The following is a 23,493-nucleotide window of genomic DNA, read 5'->3' on the forward strand; positions in this document are numbered from 1 at the left end:
AGTGTCTTTTCCACAATTTACGATCCGCAAAAGATCATTTTATTTTCAGTCGATCCTTTTTTTTATTTTTTAAAAACATTAACTTAAAAATTAATCATGCAGTAAATTTATCGGTTTTAAATCGACGTAAATAAATCTATAAACAGAGTTATCCACAGAATGCAGGGTTGGGTAAGTGGGTCGGATATCCCCTGAATGAGCCAAAATCGGTAACAACATGGAATCCAAGCAGTAGTCGTGGCATCCTAGGCTCATTTACTTACGTTTGGATAATCCTTCTATGGCTCATATACCTGACAATCCATTGATTTTGATCGACGGCTCCTCTTACCTTTATCGCGCATTTCATGCTTACCCGGGCACCATGAGTAATGGTGAAATCCCAACCAACGCCATCTATGGTGTGGTAAACATGATTCGCAGCATGATGCGCCAGTTCGCTTCGGATCGTATGGCGGTGATTTTTGATGCCAAGGGAAAAACCTTCCGTGATGAGATGTACGATCAATACAAGGCGCATCGTCCTCCTATGCCAGATGAGTTGCGCTGTCAGGTTGAACCTTTACACCAAGTTATTCGCGCTATGGGTTTACCGCTGTTGGCGATTGAAGGTGTAGAAGCTGACGATGTGATTGGTACGTTGGCGCGCCAAGCCTCACAAGCTGGTATGCCTGTTTTGATCAGTACCGGCGATAAAGATATGGCGCAGTTGGTGGATGATAATATTACCCTGATCAATACCATGACCAACGTCGTGCTGGATCGCCAAGGTGTGATTGAAAAATTCGGTATCCCGCCAGAGCTTATTATCGACTACCTCGCCTTGATGGGCGATAAAGTGGATAACATTCCCGGCGTACCCGGGGTGGGTGAAAAAACCGCGACCGCACTTTTGCAAGGGATTGGCGGCTTAGAAGCGCTGTACGCCAACCTCGATAAAATCGCTGCTTTAGGCTTCCGTGGCTCAAAAACCATGGCACAAAAGCTGGAAGAGAACCGCGATAATGCCAAGCTCTCTTATCAACTCGCCACCATCAAATGTGATGTCGAGCTTGAGGAATCTCCGCAAACCCTGCTAAAGCAAACGCCAGATCGTGACGCCTTGATGTCGCTCTACGGTAAGCTCGCCTTTAAATCTTGGCTGACCGAATTGCTTGATGGTGGTACAGGTGTTGTGACGGCGGACGAGCAAACGAAAACCTCTTCAGTTACTGTGTCAACCGCAGCAAGTCATGCGGCTGCGATTCCTGAAAGCCCTGCGGCCCACATCGATCGTAGTCAGTATCAAACCATCCTAAACGAGCAAGACTTCCAGCTTTGGTTAGAGAAGTTAAAACAAGCCGAGCTGTTTGCCTTTGATACGGAAACCGACAACCTTGATTACATGGTCGCCAATTTGGTGGGGATGTCGTTTGCAGTTGCCGAAGGTGAAGCGGCTTATCTGCCAGTCGCGCACGATTATCTGGATGCGCCGCAGCAGTTGGATCGCGACTGGGTGATTGCCCAGTTGAAACCTCTGCTTGAAGATGAAAGCAAAGCCAAAGTGGGCCAAAACCTCAAATACGATGCGAGCGTGATGGCGCGCTACGGCGTTGAGCTGCGTGGTATTCGCCACGACACTATGCTGCAATCCTACGTTTATAACAGCGTGGGCGGCAAACATGATATGGATAGTTTAGCGCTGCGTTTTTTACAGCACAGCTGTATCTCGTTTGAACAAGTGGCAGGTAAGGGTAAGAACCAGCTCACCTTTAACCAAATCGCTTTAGAAGAAGCGGCACAATACGCGGCAGAAGATGCGGATGTGACGTTGCGTTTGCATCAGCGTATTCATCCGTTGATTGAGCAAGACGCTAAGCTTGAGCAAGTGTATCGCGAAATCGAAATACCGCTGGTACCTGTGCTATCACGTATTGAACGTACGGGCGTGATGATCGACGACATGCTGCTCAGTGCCCAATCGCAAGAAATTGCGTTACGTTTAGATCAATTAGAACAAAAAGCTTATGAGTTGGCAGGTCAGCCGTTCAACTTAAGCTCGCCGAAGCAGCTACAAACCATTTTGTTTGAGCAAATGAAACTGCCTGTCTTGCAAAAAACGCCATCCGGTACACCTTCAACCAATGAAGAAGTGTTGCAAGAGCTGGCTTTGGATTACCCACTGCCGAAAGTGCTGATTGAGTACCGTGGTCTGGCCAAACTCAAGTCGACCTATACCGATAAGCTGCCGAAGATGATTAACCCCAATACAGGGCGTGTACATACTTCTTACCATCAAGCTGTCACGGCAACGGGGCGTCTTTCATCGACAGATCCTAACTTGCAGAACATCCCTGTGCGTAATGAAGAAGGACGCCGTATTCGCCAAGCGTTTGTTGCTCCGCATGGTTGGAAAATCATGGCGGTCGACTACTCGCAAATCGAGCTGCGTATCATGGCGCACCTGTCGGGCGATCAGGCGTTATTGGATGCTTTCCGTGATGGGAAAGATATCCATGCGGCGACAGCGGCAGAAATCATTGGTGTGCCGATTGATCAAGTGAGCAGTGAGCAGCGTCGTCGAGCGAAAGCGGTGAACTTTGGTTTGATCTACGGCATGAGTGCGTTTGGTCTGGCAAAACAGCTCGGTATTCCACGCGGTGAAGCACAAGAGTATATGGATAAATACTTCGAGCGTTATCCCGGCGTGATGCAGTACATGGAAGATACGCGTAGCCGTGCTGCACAATTGGGTTATGTCGAAACCATCTTCGGTCGTCGCTTACATTTGCCGGAAATTACCTCACGTAACGCTATGCGCCGCAAAGCGGCTGAGCGGGCAGCGATCAACGCACCGATGCAAGGCACTGCGGCAGACATCATCAAAAAAGCCATGTTGTTGGTGGATGAGTGGATTGAGCGAGAAGGCGATGGCCGAGTCAAATTGCTGATGCAAGTACACGATGAATTGGTCTTTGAAGTTAAAGAGTCATCTTTATCCGAAATTGAAAGTAAAGTACAACAGCTGATGGAGTCAGCGGCCGAGCTTGCAGTGCCTTTAGTGGCCGAAGCTGGTCACGGCGACAACTGGGATCAGGCACACTAGCTCGATTTTCCAGCGAAACTGAAGAAATGCATGAGCCAGCGCACGTTCGCTGGCTTTTTTTATCACTAAAAAAAGTTTACCTAGCTCAGACAGTTATGTTGTTTAACTAAAATTTAATGAAAAAAAACTACAAAAAATATTTTCAATTCTGACCAATTGTTGTACATTAGCTCGCGTAGGGTACAGAGGTAAGATGTTCTATCTTTCAGACCTTTTGTTTCACGTTATTGGATTAGGCTGATTCAGCCGCCCCAGTCACCATTTGACTGGGGCGTTTTTTATTGGGCGCTATTCCACGTTGGCACTTCTGCTTTTAGCCTATATCTCTGCTCATTTTGTGGTCGGTCGCTTATGTACTTTAAGCGGATTGATTCGACAAAAAACACTCCATTCTGTAACTAAACACCATTCACACTTTTATTATTTCTAACGAGAAATCAAGTCTCTAAAACACAGCATTTAGGCCTTCGAACGATGCTGAAAGCCAAGAGCAGAAAGGGTTAAGCTATCTTGAGTCATCTGATCTTGAGCGTTTTGTGCCGACTTGAAAAAGAGCCGCGTTTGCGGAATGCTTGGGCCATAACAATAAAAACCGTTTTCTCTCCCGTTGCCCCACCAGGATGGTGGGGATTTTGTTGCTTTCCCTCATATTTGTTGGCCTACCATCGACAATCCTGAGTGACATCTCTGAATTGTGGTAATAAAAAACCCCGCATGAGCGAGGTTTGTCGTGACATAGTGTTAAGACTATTGGTCGGTAGACGATTCAGGCTGCTCGCCTTCTTCTTGTTCGGCAATAGCTGCCAACACCGGTGCATACCACTCATCCAGTTTGGCGCGCAGAGTATCGACACCAATTCCGCTTAATGAAGAGAAAGCATCAACGGCCACATCGCCACCAAAGGTTTTTGCCTCTTCACGCACTTTCAATACTTGTGCTTTACGAGCGCCACTTTTTAGCTTATCCGCTTTAGTCAGCATCACTTGTACTGGAATTCCGCACTCTACCGCCCAGATGATCAGTTGCTGATCGAGGTCTTTCATCGGATGACGAATATCCATCAGTACCACTAAGCCTTTTAGGCTTTGGCGCTTTTGTAAGTATTCACCAAGGGCTCGCTGCCACTTGAGCTTCATCTCTAGCGGGACTTGAGCAAAGCCATATCCGGGCAAATCGACGATATGACAGCCGTCTGCTACTTTAAAAAGGTTAATCAACTGCGTACGACCCGGAGTCTTACTGGTTTTGGCCAGATTTTTCTGGTTGGTCAGGCGATTAAGGGAACTTGACTTACCAGCATTAGAGCGTCCTGCAAACGCAATTTCGATACCTTCATCTTCAGGAAGATGGCGAATATCAGGCGCACTGGTAATGAAATGCGTGTTTTGGTAATGAATTTTTACGCTCACTGTGTTAACTCCATCTCGACTTTGTGTAGTCGATTGATTACTTTTTTGTGAAATTGTGTAAAATAACCGTGCTCGGCATAAGGTCGCCTATTGTACCATGAGAGGTACCCCAGAGTGGTACTGGAAGCTTGATAATTATAAATGGAATGTCATGAAGAAATTAGCGCTAATCTTGAGTGTTTTAGCCAGCTGCTCTGTATGGGCCCAAGGTAGTATCGAAGCTGGTAAAGCCAAATCTCTAACCTGTGCTGCCTGCCACGGTGCAGACGGCAACAGCCCGTTAACCATTTACCCTAAACTGGCAGGGCAACATGAGAAGTACCTTGAGAAACAACTCAAGGAACTGAAATTGGGTGCTTCCAGCGGTGGAAAACAGGGCCGTTATGATCCTGTGATGAGTGCAATGGCGATGCCACTGAGCGATGAAGATATCGCTGACTTGGCGGCATACTATGCCTCTATGCCTATCTCTGGCAATACCACACCAGAAGATGTCGTGGCCCAAGGTAAAGTACTTTATACCGCTGGCGATGCATCACGTGGGTTGACCGCTTGCATTGCGTGTCATGGTCCGCGCGGTAATGGTACGGAGTTATCAGGCTTTCCAAAAATTTCAGGCCAGCATGCTGACTACATTAAAGCGCAGCTAGAAAAGTTCCGTTCCGGAACTCGTGCGAACGATATGAACGAAATGATGCGTGATGTGGCACATAAGCTGACCGATGCGGATATCGATATCCTATCTAAATACGTAGGTGGCCTACACTAATTAGGCAAAACGAGCAAAGATGACTAAACAGCCCTAGTGACCTTACTAGGGCTGTTGCTTTTTATGGCTTGCCCACCTCTTTTGGGGTAACGCATCGAGCAATTCAGCGTTTTTTGTTTAGGCTGATGAGAAAATCGCCTTTTACACTCCACTCTCAAGGCAGTTTCTGGTATGTTGCGCATCCCGTTGGAGGAGGTCAGCATGCATCTATGCCCGTTATGTCACAGTGAAAATAGCCAAGCGTATTTTGCTGATAAGCAGCGCGACTATTTTCAATGTCAGCAGTGCGAACTGGTGTATGTGAATCCTGAGCAACGCTTAAGTGCGGAGCGCGAAAAGGGCTTCTATGACTTGCATCAGAACATTCCGAGTGATGAGGGCTATCGACGCTTTTTATCACGCGTCTGTTCTCCTATGCTTGAGAGAGTGCCTCCCCAATCACAAGGGCTAGATTTTGGCTGTGGGCCAGGTCCAACCTTGTCTCTCATGTTAGAAGAGGCGGGACACAGCATGGCGTTGTACGACATCTTCTATCATCCAGATACGCAAGTGTTGAACCGTCAATATGATTTTATGACTGCGACCGAGGTGATTGAGCATCTGCACGATCCGCACCGAGTGTGGCAGCAATGGTTAAATTTAGTTAAGCCAGGCGGCTGGATTGGTCTGATGACAAAAATGGTCAAAGACTTAGACGCGTTTGCTGGTTGGCACTACAAGAATGATCTCACCCATGTGATCTTTTTTAGTCGTGCTACGTTTCAGTATCTGGCGGAGCGGGATCAGCTCGAACTTGAATTTATTGGTAATGATGTAATTTTACTGAGGAAAACCCAGTAATGAGTCGCTCAAAAAAATCGAGAAAACCGGGTACCAACAGTAACGATCAACTGGTCGTGGTACGTACACGCAGCGAATCCGAATTGGAAAGCCGCCTGCGTAAAAAACTGAAAAAGCGTAAAGGCTTAAAGTCAGGCAGCCGCCATTCAGAAGGCAGTGAAAGCCAAGTGCGCCAAGCGGCGCAAAAGCGCGACCCGCGTTTGGGTAGCAAAAAGCCGATTCCATTGATTGTGGCAGAGCCGAAGAAGCTCAATAAGCAAGAGCGCAAACAGGCGGCTGAGCAAGAGCTAGCGATGCTAGAGAAAGACGCGCAACTCAACGTGCTGCTCGACCGACTCGACAACGGCGAAAAGCTCGGGATTGGCTTGCAGAAATACGTGGATGAGAAGCTGGATCGCATTGAAGTGCTGATGGAGCAGTTGGGCTTGCTCGACGATGAACCAGAGCCAGCGCCTGCACCACAGTCAAAACCGACTAAAAAGCGCAAAACTGAAGACGATCTATTGTCTGAGTTTGAGCAGCTGGATGTGGATAAGTACCAAGATTAAGGAGCGGTGATGAACGGGATGCTACTGGCTAGTGTGGGCGGTGCCATTATCGTGGCATTGGCCAGCTATGCAGCTTACTTGCTGTGGCAAGTGAAAAAGCAGCAGGCGCTACAGCGGCAACAGCAACAGTTAGCGATTGAAAAGCGTAACGCCAACATCTTTGACAGCGTTAATATCCTTTGTATGGCGGGGATTCAGGGGCAGTGTGATCTCTCTGAAATCAGTATTCGCGTCTATTGCATTATGGATTACGTACAAGGTGAGCAGCGCATCAATTTTGAACAAGAGTATCCCGCCATCAGCGAGCTGTACCATGTGGTGAAAAATATGCCGCGTGGCGAAGCGCGCCAACAACTCCCCAAACAAGAGCGGATGAAACAGAATCTGGAGCGCACCAAAGCAGAAAGTCGTCTGCAAGATGCGATCATTGTCGAACTCACTGCACTCAAGCAGCGCATTCAGCCGCTGAATAATCAAATCGCGATTCAGATGGTGTGAAACTAACCCGAAAGGGGGAGTGATCGCGCTAGCAGAATCGAATATTTTGTTGCCAGATCCTGTTCTGCCGCCCGACGTTCGTCAATGTCGTGTGGCAGAATAGCCCGTCAAGAATTGAGCAAAACGGAAAGATTCATTATGTCGTCGTATGTCGTACCCAGCCAACAGATCGTATGGGATCAGGCCATTCTGGATAAGTACAACTACTCCGGTCCGCGTTACACTTCATACCCGACTGCGGTTGAGTTCCATGAAGCCTTTACCATCGCTGACTTTGATATGGCCTGTACTCAGTACCCAGAGCGACCATTATCGCTGTACATTCATATCCCGTTTTGCCATAAGCTTTGTTACTACTGTGGTTGTAACAAGGTGATCACTCGTCATTCGCACAAAGCGGATGAGTACCTTGATGTGCTTGAGCATGAAATTCGTCAACGCGCCTCACTATTAATCGGAAGAAACGTCACTCAACTCCACTTCGGTGGTGGTACGCCGACGTTCTTGACCAACGCTCAAATCAGTCGTTTGATGACGCTGCTGCGTAGCGAGTTTCACTTCGCCGATGAGGCGGAAATCAGTATTGAAATCGATCCGCGTGAAATCCAGTTAGAGGTGCTTGATCACCTGCGCCAAGAAGGCTTTAACCGAGTCAGCATCGGGGTGCAGGATTTCAATAAAGAAGTGCAGAAGCTGGTTAACCGTGAGCAAGATGAGCAGTTCATTTTTGATCTGGTTGAGCGCGCTAAACAGCTGGGTTTTCGTTCGACCAACCTTGACCTCATTTACGGCTTACCTAAGCAAACCGCAGCAACCTTTGCCCAGACGTTGCAACAAGTACTGACCATGCAGCCGGGGCGTTTGTCGGTATTTAACTACGCGCACATGCCGCAACTGTTCGCGGCGCAGCGCAAAATTAAAGAAGCCGATTTACCTGCCGCCGAAGAAAAACTGGCGATTTTACAGCAGACAATCACCACGCTAACGGGCGCGGGGTATCAGTTCATCGGTATGGATCACTTTGCCTTGCCGGATGATGAGCTAGCGATTGCTCAGCGCAGCGGTATTTTGCACCGTAATTTCCAAGGCTACACCACCCAAGGTGAGTGTGACTTAGTCGGCTTTGGGGTTTCGGCGATTTCCATGGTGGGTGATGCCTATGCACAAAACCAGAAAGAGCTGAAAAAATACTATGCGCAAGTCAATGAGATGCGTCATGCCTTGTGGAAAGGTGTGGCACTAGATAAGGATGATTTACTGCGCCGTGAAGTGATTAAGCAGCTGATTTGTAATTTCAAGCTTGATAAAACAGCGATTGAGCGTGAGTTTAATCTGCGTTTCAATCACTACTTCCGCCAAGATTTAGCTCTGCTACAAACCTTTATCGACGATGGGTTGGTGACGGTGGATGAACGCATGATTGAAGTGACGCTGCGTGGGCGTTTGTTAATTCGCAACATCTGTATGTGTTTTGATAAATACTTGCGTGAGCGGGCGCGTCAGCAGCAGTTCTCGCGAGTCATTTAAGACCGCATTCAACAACAAGGCCACCGCATGCGGTGGCCTTGTTGTTTGTGCTCTGATTTTAATTCAGGATGACTGAGCGGAAGGTGACTCCAGCAAAGAGAGTGCTTTACGAGAAACATCGTGTGCGGCACGCGTGAAATTCTGCTTTTCCAGCGCATCAGCCAAATAGGCATAGTCGGAGACGCTAGAGCGCAGTGACAGCGCTTTTTCGAGATGTTTCTGCGCATCAGCCCAATGTTTCTCACGCAGATACAGTTGACCCAAAGCGCTATGTGCTTCGGCATTATTGCCATCACGACGCAGCGCTTCTTGCAGCAAGGCAATCAGGGGATGGCGATCGCTGATATTGAGCTCCGGCAGTAGCGCGTACAGCTCAGGAGTCGCTTGTTTCTTCAAGCTCTCTTTGATCATTGAGAAGGCCTCATAGTCAGCTTTGCGTTGAATAAGCTGAGTGATAAAGCACATCAAAAGTTCCGGCTCCGCTTTCAGTTTACGTGACAGTTGAGCCCAATGTTGCATCAAGCCTTCACTGCCTTTTTGGCTGGCAATGTCTTGCAAAATGCCACGCTGAGCGGTGATTTCCAGTTGCTGCGCTTCCTCATTGCTTAGACGTTTCGCTTTGACCAGTTTGGGTAGCAAGGCCAACAGTGGTTGCCACTCGCCAAGGGCTTGATAACACTGCTTGAGCAAGTTGAGCACCACCGTATTGTGCGGGTGATTGCGCTGCAGTTGAGTTAAGGTTTCTAGGGCCGCTTGGTTATCGCCATCACCCAGTTGTTGTTTGGCGCGCGTCAGCTCCACCGCCAAAGTCGAGTTATTTTGCTGAGCGGCCAGCGCTAAGTAATGATCGCGCTTAGCTCGATCGCCCATACCATTGGCGGCTTCTGAAGCGACAAGATAGCAAAGCAGCGGCATATCGTGATGGTTGGCCCAACGAGTCACTTTCTTCTCGGCTTGTGTCCAATCGCCTTCCAGCAGTTTGATGATCCCTTCATTGGTATAACGGCGTGAGCGACGCTGCTTACGCACGCTAAACCAGTTCCAAGTGTGAAAGCTGGTGTAGAGGATTTTTTTCACCAAAAACTCTAGAGCGAACAGAGCAGCCAATGCTCCAATGATAAAAATCACTAAAGTGGTGACACTCATTTCAATGGTGCGATTGGCGATCGAGATCAGCACATAGCCTTGTTGGCCAGCGTATTGCGTTCCCACAAACAGGCCAAGTCCTAAGACAACAAAGAGGAATATGAGACGAATCATTGCTCAGCCCCCGTGGTCAGTGGTGAAACACTGCGGCGCAAGCGTTCGTTGATCACATCGGCGAGCTGTTGCTGAGCCTGTAATTTAACGGGGTATTCCACTTGCACTTGCTGCTCGGCGAGCTGGGCCAACGCTGCGTTAAAGCTTTGTACGGCTTTATCGTCTGGATTGAAGAACGATGTTGACCACTGGGCGGCTGTGTCGAGAGCTGTGCGGTAGAGTGTTTGTTGTTCCGTGTACACCCCTTTGATCGCCGTTTCTAACTTGGCTTGCAGATTTTCTCGCAAATAAAAATGCTGAGTAGGAGAGAGAAGTGGGATCACATTGCCATCACGTGAGCGGAAAGTGATGAAGTTATCGGCAAACGCTTTGAGCGAATTTTTCAGGTTGGTTTGCCAGTCATCGATGTTTTCTGATACCGCTTGGCTTGTTTGTGGCTGATCGGCAGGCAAGATGGCATTGGCCAGCGGTAAGCTATCGATCTGCTGTTGCAAGCTGATGAGGCGCAGCACTAAGCCATCGCGGTCAATGAGCGGTATATTTTTCAGGGTAGTGATGTCATTGGCCATCGCTTTACGCAGCGGCGTGAGGCTAGGGTCATTAAGCGCAGCGATGCGCTGGTCGGCACTTTCCATCAATTGAGTTGCGGTTTCCACATCGTGCTCAAGAAACAGCTTGCGACCCGCGAGCTTGACCAAGTAATCCGCTTCTGCAAGTAGCCAATCATTTGGGCGGCGGCCTTTAATATCCGCCACGGCGAGCTGCAAGCTTTCAATACTTTTTTGTTGCTGTTCCAACACGGTTTCTGCGCGATGAGTAATCTCAGTGGCTTGTGATGTGGCTTTCGATACCGTTTGTTCCAACTGCGCATTGAGCGCATCACGAGTTTGTTTCAGCTCTGCGCTTACGGCTTGCAACTGGTTGTTAAATTGACTTTTTTGCTGCTGATGCACATAGGCAAAACTTGCGCCGAGCGCTAACACCAGCAAAAGCGCCACGCTTGCCAACTTTTTCCCTTGCGAGTTTGGTTGCGGCGGCGGAGTTTGAGCTGGTGTGCTGTCCAAGGTTTTTTTGGCCGCCGGTTGGTTTGGCGCTGGGCTATCTTGTTTGTCGGGCGCGGTCGGGGGAGTCACCGCTGCCGAACTTGGGTTTACTGTGGTTTCAGGTTCTTGTTGCGGTTTATTGTTGTTGGTCATTGCTCAGAGTTCCTGTTGGTTTTTCGGGCATCAATGCCGCGACTAAATCGCGATTAGCAGCACTTAGCGTGACCACGATGCGATGAAATCCTAGTTGATGGGCGAGAGTGGCAATCCGTTGGCTGGGTACGAGCAAAGTTAACTGCTGCACCCATGGCAAGTGTGATGTCTCGAACTGACGGATAAAAAAAGCCAACTGCTCACTGCTGGTGATCACCAGTGAGTCGACCTTCGCCAACTGCCATTTTTGGACACACTCGGCGGCGGCAAAAAGCCGCTCATGTCGACAATACGCTTCTTGATAGCGCACTGTCGCTCCTCTTTCCACTAAGGTGGAATAAATCAGCTCACGACCACCATTACCACGTAAGATCAATACCTTCTTACCTGCAACATCCCGCAGCATACTGAGTGCCAGCAGATGTTCACTATCGCTTATTTCTGGATAGTCTACTGATTGTTGGCAGGCTTTGCTGAAAACATGCGCGGTTTTTTGACCAACGGCAAGGTAAATAGCGTTATTTGGCCAACAAATTCGGCGATGTTGCAGAAATTGGTCACTGAAGATGACGGCATGTTGACTGACGGCAATGATGATATCGAATGAAGATAAATCTTCTGCCAGCGCAGTAAGTTGAGGGCTGGCAGAGATGGCGATCAGCGGATGATGCAGGGCGGGGATGCCCTGCTGGTGCAGCAGTTGGCACAGCTCTGTGCCTTGTTCATCAGGACGAGTGACCAGTACTGTCATAACACCCTCAATCAATGCGAGATAAGCAATCAGTCTATGCGTGCGGACATAGGCTTACCATTATTCGTGGTCACCATTATTCGTGGTCACCATTATTCATGGTCACAGTAGAGACGCTCCAAGATCTCTTTGGCTCCTTGGCTAAGCAGTTGCTCAGCCAGCGTGATGCCAAGTTGTTCCGCTTGTGTGCGAGGTCCGCGAATTTCGCCGCGCACGATTTTCGAACCATCGGGTTCACCCACAAGAGCGCGTAGCCAAATAGTGTCACCCTCCAGCAGTGCATAGCTACCAATCGGCACCTGACAGCCACCTTGTAACGTGAGATTCATCGCGCGTTCGCAGCGCACTCGATCGGCGGTATCAGCATGGTTAAGGGGCGCGAGTAGGGCGCGCACGCGTTGATCATCTACGCGACATTCAATACCGACGGCACCTTGGCCAACTGCAGGTAGGGACTGTTCCGGTTCAATAAAGCTACGAATGCGGCTTTCGAGCTCAAGGCGTTTTAGGCCTGCTGCCGCTAAAATGATGGCATCGTATTCGCCCGCATCAAGCTTACTTAGGCGAGTCCCCACGTTGCCGCGCAGCTCTTTAATCACTAAATCTGGCCGTGCTGCTTTGAGTTGGCATTGGCGGCGTAAACTGCAGGTACCGACGATAGCGCCCGAGGGCAGATCTTCAATCTTGGCGTAGGTATTTGAGACAAACGCATCACGCGGATCTTCTCGTTCGCAGATGGTGACTAAGCCTAGACCGTCAGGGAAATCGACCGGAACATCTTTCATTGAATGCACGGCTAAATCGGCGCGCCCTTCGAGCATGGCAATTTCCAGCTCTTTCACGAATAAGCCTTTACCGCCCACTTTAGCCAGTGGAGTATCCAGAATCACATCGCCGCGCGTGACCATAGTCACCAACTCCACCTGCAGTCCGGGGTGGGCTGCCATTAAGGCGTCTTTAACATAGTTGGCTTGCCACAAAGCCAGTGGACTCTGGCGGGTTGCAATGCGAATCGGCGTCTCGGTCATTATGATGTTCCTATCCATCTGTTTTAAAATCGCCTAATCCTATCACTTAGGGCTTAAAATGCTTACAACTAGTTCGAGCCGGAACGATTTTGCGCAGAAGAATGTCGTTTTCGCGCTTGATTGTGTGATTCGACTCGCATTTATTATCTTGGCGATACTTACAAAACGGCAATTTGCAACAACACTGTAATCATTTATGCTGTTTTGTGTTGATAAGTGTTTAGTTTGGTGTGATGTGCTTCCAAGAGCGCTTTACCAAACCGGAAAGAAGTGTTAGATTGATCACGTTTTGTTGGCATGGTCGCGTAAAACATAACCAAAAAGCGGCTTTTATCTGTCATATCAGGGAAGCAAACTTGCAGGCTTATACTCAGACCTTAATCCATAGACTTGATAAGTTAAACCGGCAACGTATTGAACGTGCGCTGGCTCTTATGGATTTGCAAAGTCAACGTGTTTTCCACCTCATTCCTGCACTATTTCAATTTAATCATCCCCTGATCCCCGGTTATTTTTCTGCTGATACGCCTTTCGGTATCCATCTGTTTGAAGCCAATCCTATCCAGCAGCAATTCATCGATGATGCGCAGTTGACGCTCGGCGAGCCATTAACGCCAACTGACAATCCGGCAATTTTAGGCTTGTATACGATGGGCAGCACCTCATCGATCGGTCAAAGCACATCGAGCGATCTGGATATTTGGGTCTGTGTCTCTGCTCACATGAGTTGTGAGGCGCGCGATAACCTCTCCAGTAAATGTCTGCTCATTACCGATTGGGCGAAAAGTCAGGGTGTTGAAGCCAATTTCTTCATCATGAATGAAGAGCGTTTTCGCCATAACCATTCCGAAGCGTTAAGCGGTGAAAACTGTGGTTCATCACAGCATTTATTGTTATTGGATGAGTTTTACCGCTCTGCGGTGCGCTTAGCGGGCAAGCGACTGCTGTGGCAAATCGTGCCACCAGAAATGGAAGAGTGCTACGACGAATATGTTCACGAGCTCTGTTCAAATGGGTATTTGAACTGCACTGAGTGGATCGATTTTGGCAAGTTAAACCGCATTCCGGCTGAAGAGTACTTTGGCGCGAACTTGTGGCAACTGTATAAGAGCATTGACTCGCCTTATAAATCGGTACTCAAAGCCATTTTGCTTGAAGCTTATTCGTGGGAGTACCCGCACACTCAACTGTTGAGTATCGACAGCAAGCGCCGCTTCTTTGCCGATGAGCCGGATCTGTACGGCATGGACTCTTACTATCAGATGTTAGAGAAAGTGACGCGCTATTTGGTGCGAATTGGTGATAGCACGCGCCTTGATTTAGTGCGCCGCTGTTTCTATCTCAAAACCCATGAGAAGTTGTCGCGTGAGCCGGGCGTCGGCTCGATGCCTTGGCGTCGTGAAGCTTTACGGGAACTGACCAGCGAATGGCAATGGAGCGCAGATTTGATTGCCGAGCTCGATAACCGTCGTCACTGGAAAGTCGAGCAAGTGAAGGTCGTGCACCACGCACTGCTTGATGCCTTGATGCTCAGCTATCGTAACCTGATCCAGTTTGCGCGTCGTAATGACATCACCTCGGCCATTAGCCCACAAGATATCTCGATTTTGGCGCGTAAACTGTACGCGGCGTTTGAAGTGCTGCCGGGGAAAGTCACACTGCTCAACCCACAAATTTCCCCAGACCTGCATGAGCCCGATTTAAGTTTTATTGAGGTTTGTGCTGGACGCACCAATAAGCCCGGCTGGTATCTCTACAAGCAGCCGCTGCAGGCGCAGCGCTTGATTGGTCAGCCGTATCTTGAGCACAACGAATACTTGAGTAAATTGGTGGCGTGGGCCTTTTTTAATGGCCTGATCACTGAGTCGACTCGATTGCATGCGGTGGTGCGTGAAGCGCAGCTAGACATCGACAAGTTCTACCAAATGGTCAGCGATCTGCGTAATACCTTTTCGCTGCGTAAGCGTCGCCCTACTATGCAAGCGCTAGCCAATCCTTGTGAGATTAGCCAGCTTGCCATGTTCATCAATTTTGAGCACGACCCAACCAGTGAATTGAGTGGGAAAGCGCTGAAAGTCGACCTGAAAAATATCGATATTTTTAGTTTTGGTGCTGAGCAGAAATGCTTAGTCGGCAGTGTCGATTTGGTGTATCGCAACTCGTGGCAAGAAGTGCGTACCCTGCATTTTGAAGGCCAGACGGCCATGCTTGATGCGTTGAAAACCGTGCTTGGAAAAATGCATCAGGATGCGCTGCCGCCAGAATCGGTGGATGTGTTCTGCTACAGCAAAAACTTGCGCGGCGTGATGCGTAACTTGGTTTATCAACTGTTGGCTGAGTGCATCGATTTGCGCCTCAAGCCGATGGAGCAAGAGAAACGTCGTCGTTTCAAAGCGCTGCGCATGGGCGATCAGATGTATGGTTTGTTCTTTGAACGCCGTGGTGTATCGGTTCAGAAGTTGGAAAACTCGGTCGATTTCTATCGCAGCATCTCAACCAATAAGCTCAAGGGCTCGCCTTTACTGATGCTCGATCGCGATCAAGATTACCCATTGCCAGCGGTGGTGGATAGTTTTGCCAGTGAAGGTTTGGTGCAGTTCTTCTTTGAAGATACCGAGAAAGGTTTCAACATCTATGTGCTTGATGAGGCCAACCGCGTTGAAGTCTATCACCAGTTTAATGGCGAAAAAGACGAAATGATTGCCAGCGTCAACAGCTTCTACACCTCGATGTTGGATGACAGCAATAAACTCGGCGCGAAAAGCATCAATTTTAACTTGCCGCAGTATTACCAAATCATCCACCCTGAAGAGGGAGAAACGTACGTGGTGCCGTATCGTAACGACAGCGCTGTGTATTCCAAGCCTTCGCAAGTGGTCAATGCCTAACTCGTTGACGTCTCAGGTTTTCTAAATCCTTATCAATAAAAAAGAGCACAATCGTGCCCTTTTTTATTATGCGTCAGAGACAGCATGCCTAAGCGACTTTCGTGCTTAAACCCAATCAATCGGCTCATCGGCGTGCTTATCACACTCTTGCTTGAGCAGAGTGAGCAGCTCAAGCCCAGTTTTTGAACAGATCCATTCGCCATCAATCGATTTAAAATGGTAGCCACCTGATTTGGAGGCTAGCCAGATTTCACGCATCGGTTCTTGGCGGTTAATGATGATTTGGCTGCCATCATCAAACTCGAGTGTCATCACATTGCCTGACGTTTCGTAGTCGATATCTGCGCCGGCCTCATCAATCGCGGCCTCTATACGCTCTAGCTGGCTATCGACGAGTTGATGAAATTCAGTTTCGTTCATCCTATCTATCCTATTGCTTTTCCTAATCGTGGTGCGATTATAGGGGGCATTGATTCAATAAGCACGATATGCAAAATGAAAAAGAAATTCACTGCACTGTTTTTGTTGTCGGCTCTCGCGTTAGCGGGATGCGGGCAAACTGGGCCACTGTATATGCCTGATGATGCAAAACAAAGTGAGCAAAGTCAGTAAATCACGCTACTAAGAATAAAAGGGAAAGCATTTTGGATTACTTCAATTATCAGGAAGATGGTCAGTTGTGGGCTGAGCAAGTTCCACTCGCCGATTTGGCAAACCAGTACGGTACACCGCTTTATGTATACTCAAGAGCGACACTTGAGCGCCATTGGCACGCGTTTGATAAATCAGTCGGTGATTATCCTCACCTAATTTGTTATGCGGTGAAAGCCAACTCTAACTTAGGGGTATTGAATACTTTAGCTCGTTTGGGTTCCGGTTTTGATATCGTCTCCGTTGGCGAATTAGAGCGTGTATTGGCCGCCGGTGGTGACCCAAGCAAGGTGGTATTCTCTGGTGTGGGTAAAACCGAAGCTGAGATGAAGCGCGCCCTGCAATTGAAGATCAAATGCTTTAACGTGGAATCGGAGCCTGAGCTGCAGCGCCTGAATAAAGTGGCTGGCGAGCTTGGTGTTAAAGCGCCGATTTCACTGCGCATCAATCCTGATGTGGATGCCAAAACTCACCCTTATATTTCAACGGGCCTGCGTGATAACAAATTTGGTATCACCTTTGACCGCGCGGCGCAGGTATATCGCTTAGCGCACAGCTTACCCAACCTCGATGTACATGGTATTGACTGCCATATCGGCTCACAGCTAACCGCTCTCGCACCGTTTATTGATGCGACTGACCGTTTACTGGCACTGATTGATTCGCTGAAAGCGGAAGGCATTCATATCCGTCACTTGGATGTCGGCGGTGGTTTAGGGGTGGTTTATCGTGATGAACTGCCTCCGCAGCCTTCGGAATACGCCAAAGCATTGCTGGACCGCCTAGAGCGCCACCGCGATTTAGAGCTGATTTTTGAACCGGGACGCGCGATTGCGGCTAACGCGGGAGTATTGGTGACTAAGGTGGAGTTTCTCAAACACACTGAGCACAAAAACTTCGCGATCATTGATGCGGCGATGAACGATTTGATCCGCCCTGCGCTATACCAAGCGTGGCAAGACATCATTCCACTGCGTCCGCGCCAAGGCGAAGCGCAAACCTATGATTTGGTTGGCCCGGTGTGTGAAACCAGTGATTTCCTAGGGAAAGATCGCGACTTAGTGTTGCAAGAGGGAGATTTACTGGCGGTGCGCTCTTCAGGTGCGTATGGGTTCTCCATGTCGTCGAATTACAATACCCGTCCGCGAGTGGCTGAAGTCATGGTTGATGGCAATAAAACCTATTTGGTGCGTCAGCGTGAAGAGCTTAGCAGCTTGTGGGCGTTAGAATCGGTATTACCGGAGTAAAGTTATCTTCTATGCATTTCCATTTTTCTAAAATGCACGGTTTGGGCAACGACTTTATGGTCGTGGATTGCATTACCCAAAACGTCTTCTTCTCTCCGGAATTGATCCGCCGTCTGGCGGATCGCCATACGGGAGTCGGCTTTGATCAACTGTTGGTGGTTGAAGCGCCTTACGATCCAGAATCGGATTTCCATTACCGCATTTTCAATGCCGATGGCAGCGAAGTGGAGCAGTGTGGCAATGGCGCGCGCTGTTTTGCCCGTTTTGTACGCATGAAAGGGTTAACCAACAAGTACACCATCCATGTCAGTACCAAGAAAGGCAAAATGGTACTCAATGTGGAAGAGGAAGATCTGATCACCGTGAACATGGGTGTGCCGGAGTTTGAGCCGAACAAGATCCCATTTCGCGCCAAACAGAGCGAAAAAACCTACATTCTGCGTGTCGGTGAACACACCTTGTTTTGCGGCGCGGTGAGTATGGGCAACCCGCATGTAGTGACTGTGGTGGACGATATCCGCACTGCTGCGGTAGAAACCTTAGGGCCGCTTTTGGAATCGCACGAGCGTTTCCCTGAGCGGGTCAACGCCGGTTTTATGCAGGTCGTGAGCCGCGATGAGATCAATTTGCGCGTGTATGAACGTGGTGCGGGCGAAACTCAAGCTTGTGGCAGTGGCGCGTGCGCCGCGGTTGCGGTAGGCATTTTGCAAGGTTTACTGGATGAGCAAGTTCGTGTCCACCTTCCCGGTGGTGAACTGGAAATCCACTGGCAAGGCCCCGGCAAACCGTTGTATATGACAGGCCCGGCTACTCATATCTACGATGGCCAAATCTCTTGCTAATTGAGGTTCAATTTTGTCTCAGGTAACGGCGGATGCTCTGACTGCCCAAGTGGTGGCAGAGTATCTTTATGAACATCCCGATTTTTTTCAGCATCATCCTCATCTGGTCGAACGTTTAGCCTTACCGACCCAAACGGGCGCGGTATCGCTCGCTCATGTGCAGTTAGCGCGTCAGCGCCAGCGGATAGACTCTCTCGAAGAGGAGATCACCGCCTTGATGTCGCTCGCGGCAAATAACGATCGTACTTTCCATGAGTTTATGGATCTGCAAGAGCAGATTCTAAAATGCTCGTCGCTGCAAGCGGTGTTACACGCGATTGAAGCCAAAGCGCGTGAACTCAATCTGCGTGCTTACGTGCGCCTGCTGCAGCGTCATGATGAAAAATACGGTTTAGCCAGTGAGGATTGGCAGCGCTTTGCGACCAATCATTTTAATGGCAAATCGGCTTATTTAGGCCGCTTACGCCAAGCGGATCGGCAACGTCTGCTGGGGGATAGGCCCGCGCCAGAAATGGGTTCGTATGTGGTGTTACCTTTGCAGCGCCAAGCGCCGTTGGGAATTTTGGCCTTCGCCAGTGAAGATGGCGGCCACTTTCAGCCGAGTATGGATACCTTGTTTTTGCGCCATCTGGCGTTAGTCTTAGCTCATCTGATCGAGACATTACCTTGGCAGTCACACGATGAAGAACGACGAACTCACCCCGCTTCCTGATGCGTTGGCTCAACCGCTGGAGCGTTTTTACGCCTACCTGCATACGGAAAAAGGGTTGAGCCTGTATACCCAGCGCAACTATAAGCAGCAGTTGGAAACCATGACCCAGTACTTAGTACAGGTTGGGCTCACCCACTGGACACAGCTTGATTCGGCGTGGGTGCGCCAATTGGTGATGCATGGGAAAAGGCAGGGGATGAAAGCCAGCAGTATCGCGACGCGTTTGTCTTCATTGCGCAGTTTCCTGGATTTTCTGATTTTACGTGGCGAGCTTGAGGCTAACCCTGCGAAAGGCGTCTCTGCGCCGCGCAAGCAGCGTACTTTACCGAAAAATCTCGATGTTGATGAAATGGCGCAGTTACTGGAAGTGACCGATGATGATCCGCTTTCGATTCGCGATCGGGCGATCATGGAGTTGATGTACGGCGCGGGTTTGCGTTTGGCTGAGCTAGTTTCGATTGATGTCAAAGACGTTAATCTAAGCGAAGGTGAGATCCGCGTCATCGGTAAAGGCAACAAAGAGCGCAAAGTGTGGTTTGCTGGACAAGCACAAGAGTGGGTCGGTAAATGGCTCAAATTGCGCAGTCAATTGGCAGATAGCGCAGAAACGGCGCTGTTTGTTTCCAAACTCGGTACCCGTATTTCACACCGTAGTGTACAAAAACGCATGGCCGAATGGGGTCAAAAACAGGCGGTTGCCAGTCATATCAGCCCACATAAATTGCGCCATTCGTTTGCCACCCATATGCTGGAATCGAGCAATAACCTGCGTGCGGTGCAGGAGCTACTTGGGCACGAGAACATCGCGACAACGCAAATCTATACCCACCTCGATTTTCAACATCTGGCTCAGGTGTATGACCAAGCGCATCCTCGGGCGCGCAAAAAGAATAAGGATGACTAACCATGCTGTTTTACCGCCCATTGGCTTCGATTCAAGCACTGACGTTTGATTTGGACGATACCCTTTACGATAACCGTCCGGTCATCAAACAGGTCGAGGAAAAAGTCACTGAGTGGTTGTTAAGTGAGCATCCCATTACGGCGACGCGTCCTTTGGCTTGGTGGCTGGCGATGAAGCGTGATATAGCGCGCCGCTTTCCGGAGCAGTGCCATGATGTGAGCCAATGGCGTTATTTACAGGTGCAGCATGGTTTACTGGAATTAGGTTATGCGCAGCCAGAGGCGGAGCAAGCGGCGAGCGAGACGCTTGAGCAAGTGATGCGCTGGCGTAATCAAGTCGATGTGCCTGCCGAAACGCATCGGGTGTTGGCTCAGTTAGCGGCTAAAGTGCCGCTGATTGCGATCACCAATGGCAATGTCCAGATAGAAAAAATTGGTTTAAGTGGCTATTTCCAAACGGTATTGCGCGCAGGGCCAGACGGCCGTGCCAAACCGTATCCCGACCTCTTTGCACAAGCAGCACAACAGCTTCAGCTTGAGCCCCGTTCAATCTTGCATGTCGGGGATCATTTACAAACCGATGTGCTAGGGGCGCGGCAAAATGGTTTTCAAGCCTGCTGGTTTAACGATCAAGGGCAGAGTATTCGTCGGCTCGCCAAAGCGAGCGTATTACCCGACGTGGAGATCGAGCGTCTCTCGGAATTACTTCTGATAGTTAACTAGGTGCATAACATCGAGTCACAAAAATCACATTGCATGGTTATTGAGTATAGTCTGCGGTAACGATTGCATTGCATAATGCCTAAACATTTCACCGGCTTATCAGCTCTTTATGTTTACGGTCTCGCGTCTCATCCCAGATTTAGCATCGGCCAATCAGGTGCTCGAAACGATGGATCTTCCTCATGGGCAATCCATCTTAGTGCAAATTTTCTCTCCTTTGAGTCGCGAGCATGTTGTGCAGCTTGCGCGGCTCATCCGTAGCCGTCATCCACAAGCTTGCCTGCTTGGATGCAGTACCGAAGAGGTGATTTTCCAAGGGGAAGTGCACCATCAGGTGACGTTGCTGCAAATCACCGTGTTTGAGCAAACTTATCTTAGCCGTGCTGTTGTGGATTACAGTGACGATGAGGCTGCCGACGCGGAGCGTTTAGCTCGCCAGCTCGAGCTCACTAGCACGTCTCGAGCAGTGGTGTGTTTTTCTTGGCAGATGGATACCTTGCAAGCCGCACGATTTGCCTTACGCGACACGCAGGGATCGCCAGTGCCCGTCGCTGGTGGAGCCGCCAAACAAACTCCCAGTGGTCGCTGGGTTTTGCTCGATGAGGCTTGTTATCAGAACGCCAGTGTGGCTATTGCGCTGCATGGCGAAGCGCTTTATGTCGAAACGGGTGGTTACACGGAGTGGCAGCCTGTTGGGCGCACCTATCGGGTCACAGCCGTGGAGGGAGATCGGGTCTTACGTTTGGATGATGAGCCGATAGAGGCGATTTATCAGCGCAATTTGGGCGCGCAAGCCGACTTACCCCATGACTGGCTGATCAGTTTTCCACTGATGAAAGGGGAATGCCGCCATCAAGATCTTTATCTGCCGCTCGGGCTGGCGGAGGAAGGCGGACTGAGGTTTAACCGCCCACTGGCGCTGCAAGATGAAGTGCGCTTTTGTTTTGATCACCCGAGTTTAACTCTAGAGCGGGTCTATCTCACCGCTCAGCAGCTGCAAGCTAAACAGTGTCAACAAGTATGGGTGTTTAACTGTGCGCTGCGTTTAAACTTCATGCATGAGAATCACGAGTTACAACCGCTTCAGGCGGTGGCGCCGACCGATGGTTGTTACTGTTGGGGAGAGCTGCTGTATGAGCATGGTCAGCAGCAAGTGATGCACCATAGCATGACGTTTCTTGCCTTGCGTGAAGGGGCGGTGCGTGACGATCTTGTCCCAATCCCCTTGCCGAGTTATCCGGAAGGGATGACGTCCCCTCTGTTTAATTTGATCCGCCATGCGTTTCACGATTTGGATGCCATGACGGACAATTTGGCACAGCAGATCCGCGCTCAAACCTCATTACTTACTGCGAGTTACCGGCGTGACCGACGTACCGGCTTACCCAATCGAGTGGTGTTACGTGAGCGATTGGCGAACTTCGCGGCCAATGAGCACCTAATCGCCCTGAAAGTGACCAACTTCAATCAGATCAATGAGAAGTACGGTTATCCGGTAGGCGATAAGCTGCTTCGTGATTTGAGTGAACAGTTTCAGGTCTTTTTGGATCAGAAATTGGCAGGGCAGAGCGGTTTGTATGCGATTGGGGTCGGTGAGTGGGCAACGGTTTTTCGTGCCAAGCTGGACGGAAAAAGTATTCATAGCCATTTCTATCAGTTTGTGGAGCAGTTGGAGCACGTCAACTTCGAGCCCTACGGTTTACCGAATGTGGATTATCTGTCGATCTCGTTGTGCGCTGGGTTAGTCAGTCAGGGCGATTTTGCAGAGCATTCGCCGGATGAGCTATTGCTGCGTGCTATCGAAGCGCGCCGCTACGCGTTTAATAACAACCACCATTTCTGTAATGCAGCGCGTTTAAAAGTGCAAGAAAGTGTTCGTCAGGAGCGGCTGAATTGGTTATCGCGGGTTAGCCGCGCGGTGGTGCGTAATGATGTGGTGGTCTATGCACAACCGATTTGTCAGGCGCGCAGCCACATTGTGGCTTCTTACGAATGTCTAGTGCGGATTGAAGATGAAGGGGAAATTATCCTGCCTGGGAATTTTCTGCCGATCATCACCGACACTCACCTCTACACTCGTTTGAGCCGGCAGATGATTACGCATACCTTCAATATGATGCGTCATCGTCCGGAAGCGTTTTCGATCAATCTTTCACCGCAAGATTTGATGAGCGAGCGCACTTTGCAGCATTTGGAAGCGGCAATCAAATCGGTGGCCGATCCCGCCCGTGTCGGGCTCGAAGTGTTGGAGAGCGAACAAATCAAAGATTACGGGCGGATGATTGAAGTGTGTAACCATTTCCGCACGCTGGGTGCGACCATCATTGTCGATGATTTTGGCAGTGGTTATTCCAATATTGATGAGATAGTGAAGCTTGAGCCGCAAGTGATTAAGCTCGATGGCAGCTTGATCCGCAATATTGATCAGGATGTGAAGCAGCGCCGGATTGCCGAGCAGCTGGTGAAACTGTGTCAGGTTCTGAATGCGAAAACCGTGGCGGAGTTTGTCCATAACCAGACGGTTTGTCGCATCAGTGAAGATATGGGGGTGGATTATTTACAAGGCTATTTCTTGGGTCGACCTTCCCGCTTGGGTTAACGCAAGATAGATGCGT

The 23,493-nt window shown here is 49.5% G+C and carries 20 protein-coding genes; 14 read left to right on the forward strand and 6 right to left on the reverse strand.

Features of this window, described 5'->3' with window-relative positions; translation table 11 throughout:
* Positions 1 to 280: 280 nt before the first annotated feature.
* A complete protein-coding gene (gene polA, locus GOU96_RS06685) occupies positions 281 to 3,085 on the forward strand; it encodes a DNA polymerase I (RefSeq protein WP_175229719.1) in 2,805 nt (934 codons plus the stop codon).
* Positions 3,086 to 3,832: 747 nt separating this feature from the next.
* Here polA and yihA read toward each other — a convergent pair.
* Positions 3,833 to 4,495: a ribosome biogenesis GTP-binding protein YihA/YsxC gene (yihA, locus tag GOU96_RS06690; protein ID WP_000111629.1), complete on the reverse strand. Its 663-nt coding sequence runs from the start codon at positions 4,493 to 4,495 to the stop codon at positions 3,833 to 3,835.
* Positions 4,496 to 4,646: 151 nt separating this feature from the next.
* Between yihA and GOU96_RS06695 the strand changes: the two genes are divergently transcribed.
* From GOU96_RS06695 to hemN, 5 genes are all read left to right on the forward strand, one after another.
* A complete protein-coding gene (locus GOU96_RS06695; protein WP_000731839.1) occupies positions 4,647 to 5,264 on the forward strand; it encodes a c-type cytochrome in 618 nt (205 codons plus the stop codon).
* Between the two features lie 201 nt (positions 5,265 to 5,465).
* Positions 5,466 to 6,104 carry a class I SAM-dependent methyltransferase gene (locus GOU96_RS06700; RefSeq protein WP_000549852.1) on the forward strand — a complete coding sequence of 213 codons (639 nt, stop codon included), beginning with the start codon at positions 5,466 to 5,468 and terminating at the stop codon, positions 6,102 to 6,104.
* A complete protein-coding gene (gene yihI, locus GOU96_RS06705; RefSeq protein WP_071179815.1) occupies positions 6,104 to 6,652 on the forward strand; it encodes a Der GTPase-activating protein YihI in 549 nt (182 codons plus the stop codon). Before GOU96_RS06700 ends, yihI begins: the two co-directional genes overlap by 1 nt.
* 9 nt (positions 6,653 to 6,661) lie before the next feature.
* A complete protein-coding gene (locus GOU96_RS06710; RefSeq protein ID WP_001013982.1) occupies positions 6,662 to 7,150 on the forward strand; it encodes a DUF2489 domain-containing protein in 489 nt (162 codons plus the stop codon).
* 138 nt (positions 7,151 to 7,288) lie between these two features.
* On the forward strand, positions 7,289 to 8,677 hold the full coding sequence (gene hemN, locus GOU96_RS06715) for an oxygen-independent coproporphyrinogen III oxidase (protein ID WP_000100647.1): 1,389 nt from the start codon (positions 7,289 to 7,291) through the stop codon (positions 8,675 to 8,677).
* Between the two features lie 63 nt (positions 8,678 to 8,740).
* On the opposite strand, the gene GOU96_RS06720 is transcribed toward hemN, so the two are convergent.
* From GOU96_RS06720 to hemC, 4 genes are all read right to left on the reverse strand, one after another.
* Positions 8,741 to 9,937, reverse strand: a complete 1,197-nt coding sequence (locus tag GOU96_RS06720) for a heme biosynthesis protein HemY (protein ID WP_000620218.1) — start codon at positions 9,935 to 9,937, stop codon at positions 8,741 to 8,743.
* The gene (locus GOU96_RS06725; protein WP_267781640.1) at positions 9,934 to 11,133 is read right to left on the reverse strand and encodes a uroporphyrinogen-III C-methyltransferase; all 1,200 of its coding nucleotides are present in this window, start codon (positions 11,131 to 11,133) and stop codon (positions 9,934 to 9,936) included. The genes GOU96_RS06720 and GOU96_RS06725 overlap by 4 nt, the downstream gene beginning before the upstream one ends.
* Positions 11,117 to 11,884: a uroporphyrinogen-III synthase gene (locus GOU96_RS06730; RefSeq protein WP_032477143.1), complete on the reverse strand. Its 768-nt coding sequence runs from the start codon at positions 11,882 to 11,884 to the stop codon at positions 11,117 to 11,119. Before GOU96_RS06730 ends, GOU96_RS06725 begins: the two co-directional genes overlap by 17 nt.
* Positions 11,885 to 11,976: 92 nt before the next feature.
* A complete protein-coding gene (gene hemC / locus GOU96_RS06735; RefSeq protein WP_162811994.1) occupies positions 11,977 to 12,912 on the reverse strand; it encodes a hydroxymethylbilane synthase in 936 nt (311 codons plus the stop codon).
* A 356-nt stretch (positions 12,913 to 13,268) separates the two neighbouring features.
* Between hemC and GOU96_RS06740 the strand changes: the two genes are divergently transcribed.
* A complete protein-coding gene (locus GOU96_RS06740; RefSeq protein WP_032468119.1) occupies positions 13,269 to 15,800 on the forward strand; it encodes a class I adenylate cyclase in 2,532 nt (843 codons plus the stop codon).
* Positions 15,801 to 15,905: 105 nt separating this feature from the next.
* On the opposite strand, the gene cyaY is transcribed toward GOU96_RS06740, so the two are convergent.
* Entirely contained in the window at positions 15,906 to 16,220 is a 315-nt protein-coding gene (cyaY, locus tag GOU96_RS06745; RefSeq protein WP_001005953.1) for an iron donor protein CyaY, read from the reverse strand.
* A gap of 75 nt (positions 16,221 to 16,295) precedes the next feature.
* Between cyaY and lptM the strand changes: the two genes are divergently transcribed.
* The 7 genes from lptM to cdpA all read left to right on the forward strand — a co-directional run bounded on the left by lptM (position 16,296) and on the right by cdpA (position 23,477).
* Entirely contained in the window at positions 16,296 to 16,412 is a 117-nt protein-coding gene (lptM, locus tag GOU96_RS18615; RefSeq protein ID WP_000726424.1) for an LPS translocon maturation chaperone LptM, read from the forward strand.
* 32 nt (positions 16,413 to 16,444) lie between these two features.
* Positions 16,445 to 17,698, forward strand: a complete 1,254-nt coding sequence (lysA, locus tag GOU96_RS06755) for a diaminopimelate decarboxylase (RefSeq protein WP_267781644.1) — start codon at positions 16,445 to 16,447, stop codon at positions 17,696 to 17,698.
* An 11-nt stretch (positions 17,699 to 17,709) separates the two neighbouring features.
* Entirely contained in the window at positions 17,710 to 18,540 is an 831-nt protein-coding gene (gene dapF, locus GOU96_RS06760; RefSeq protein ID WP_000545404.1) for a diaminopimelate epimerase, read from the forward strand.
* A gap of 13 nt (positions 18,541 to 18,553) precedes the next feature.
* Entirely contained in the window at positions 18,554 to 19,252 is a 699-nt protein-coding gene (locus GOU96_RS06765; protein ID WP_000084657.1) for a DUF484 family protein, read from the forward strand.
* Positions 19,221 to 20,156, forward strand: a complete 936-nt coding sequence (gene xerC, locus GOU96_RS06770) for a tyrosine recombinase XerC (RefSeq protein WP_174500324.1) — start codon at positions 19,221 to 19,223, stop codon at positions 20,154 to 20,156. The genes GOU96_RS06765 and xerC overlap by 32 nt, the downstream gene beginning before the upstream one ends.
* Positions 20,157 to 20,158: 2 nt before the next feature.
* On the forward strand, positions 20,159 to 20,878 hold the full coding sequence (gene yigB, locus GOU96_RS06775; protein WP_000899908.1) for a 5-amino-6-(5-phospho-D-ribitylamino)uracil phosphatase YigB: 720 nt from the start codon (positions 20,159 to 20,161) through the stop codon (positions 20,876 to 20,878).
* A 109-nt stretch (positions 20,879 to 20,987) separates the two neighbouring features.
* Positions 20,988 to 23,477, forward strand: coding sequence for a cyclic di-GMP phosphodiesterase CdpA (gene cdpA / locus GOU96_RS06780; RefSeq protein ID WP_267781646.1), 2,490 nt, complete (start codon positions 20,988 to 20,990; stop codon positions 23,475 to 23,477).
* Positions 23,478 to 23,493: the final 16 nt, after the last annotated feature.

The sequence above is a fragment of the Vibrio sp. R-1 genome, assembly GCF_035615595.1.
Lineage (GTDB): Bacteria > Pseudomonadota > Gammaproteobacteria > Enterobacterales > Vibrionaceae > Vibrio > Vibrio cholerae.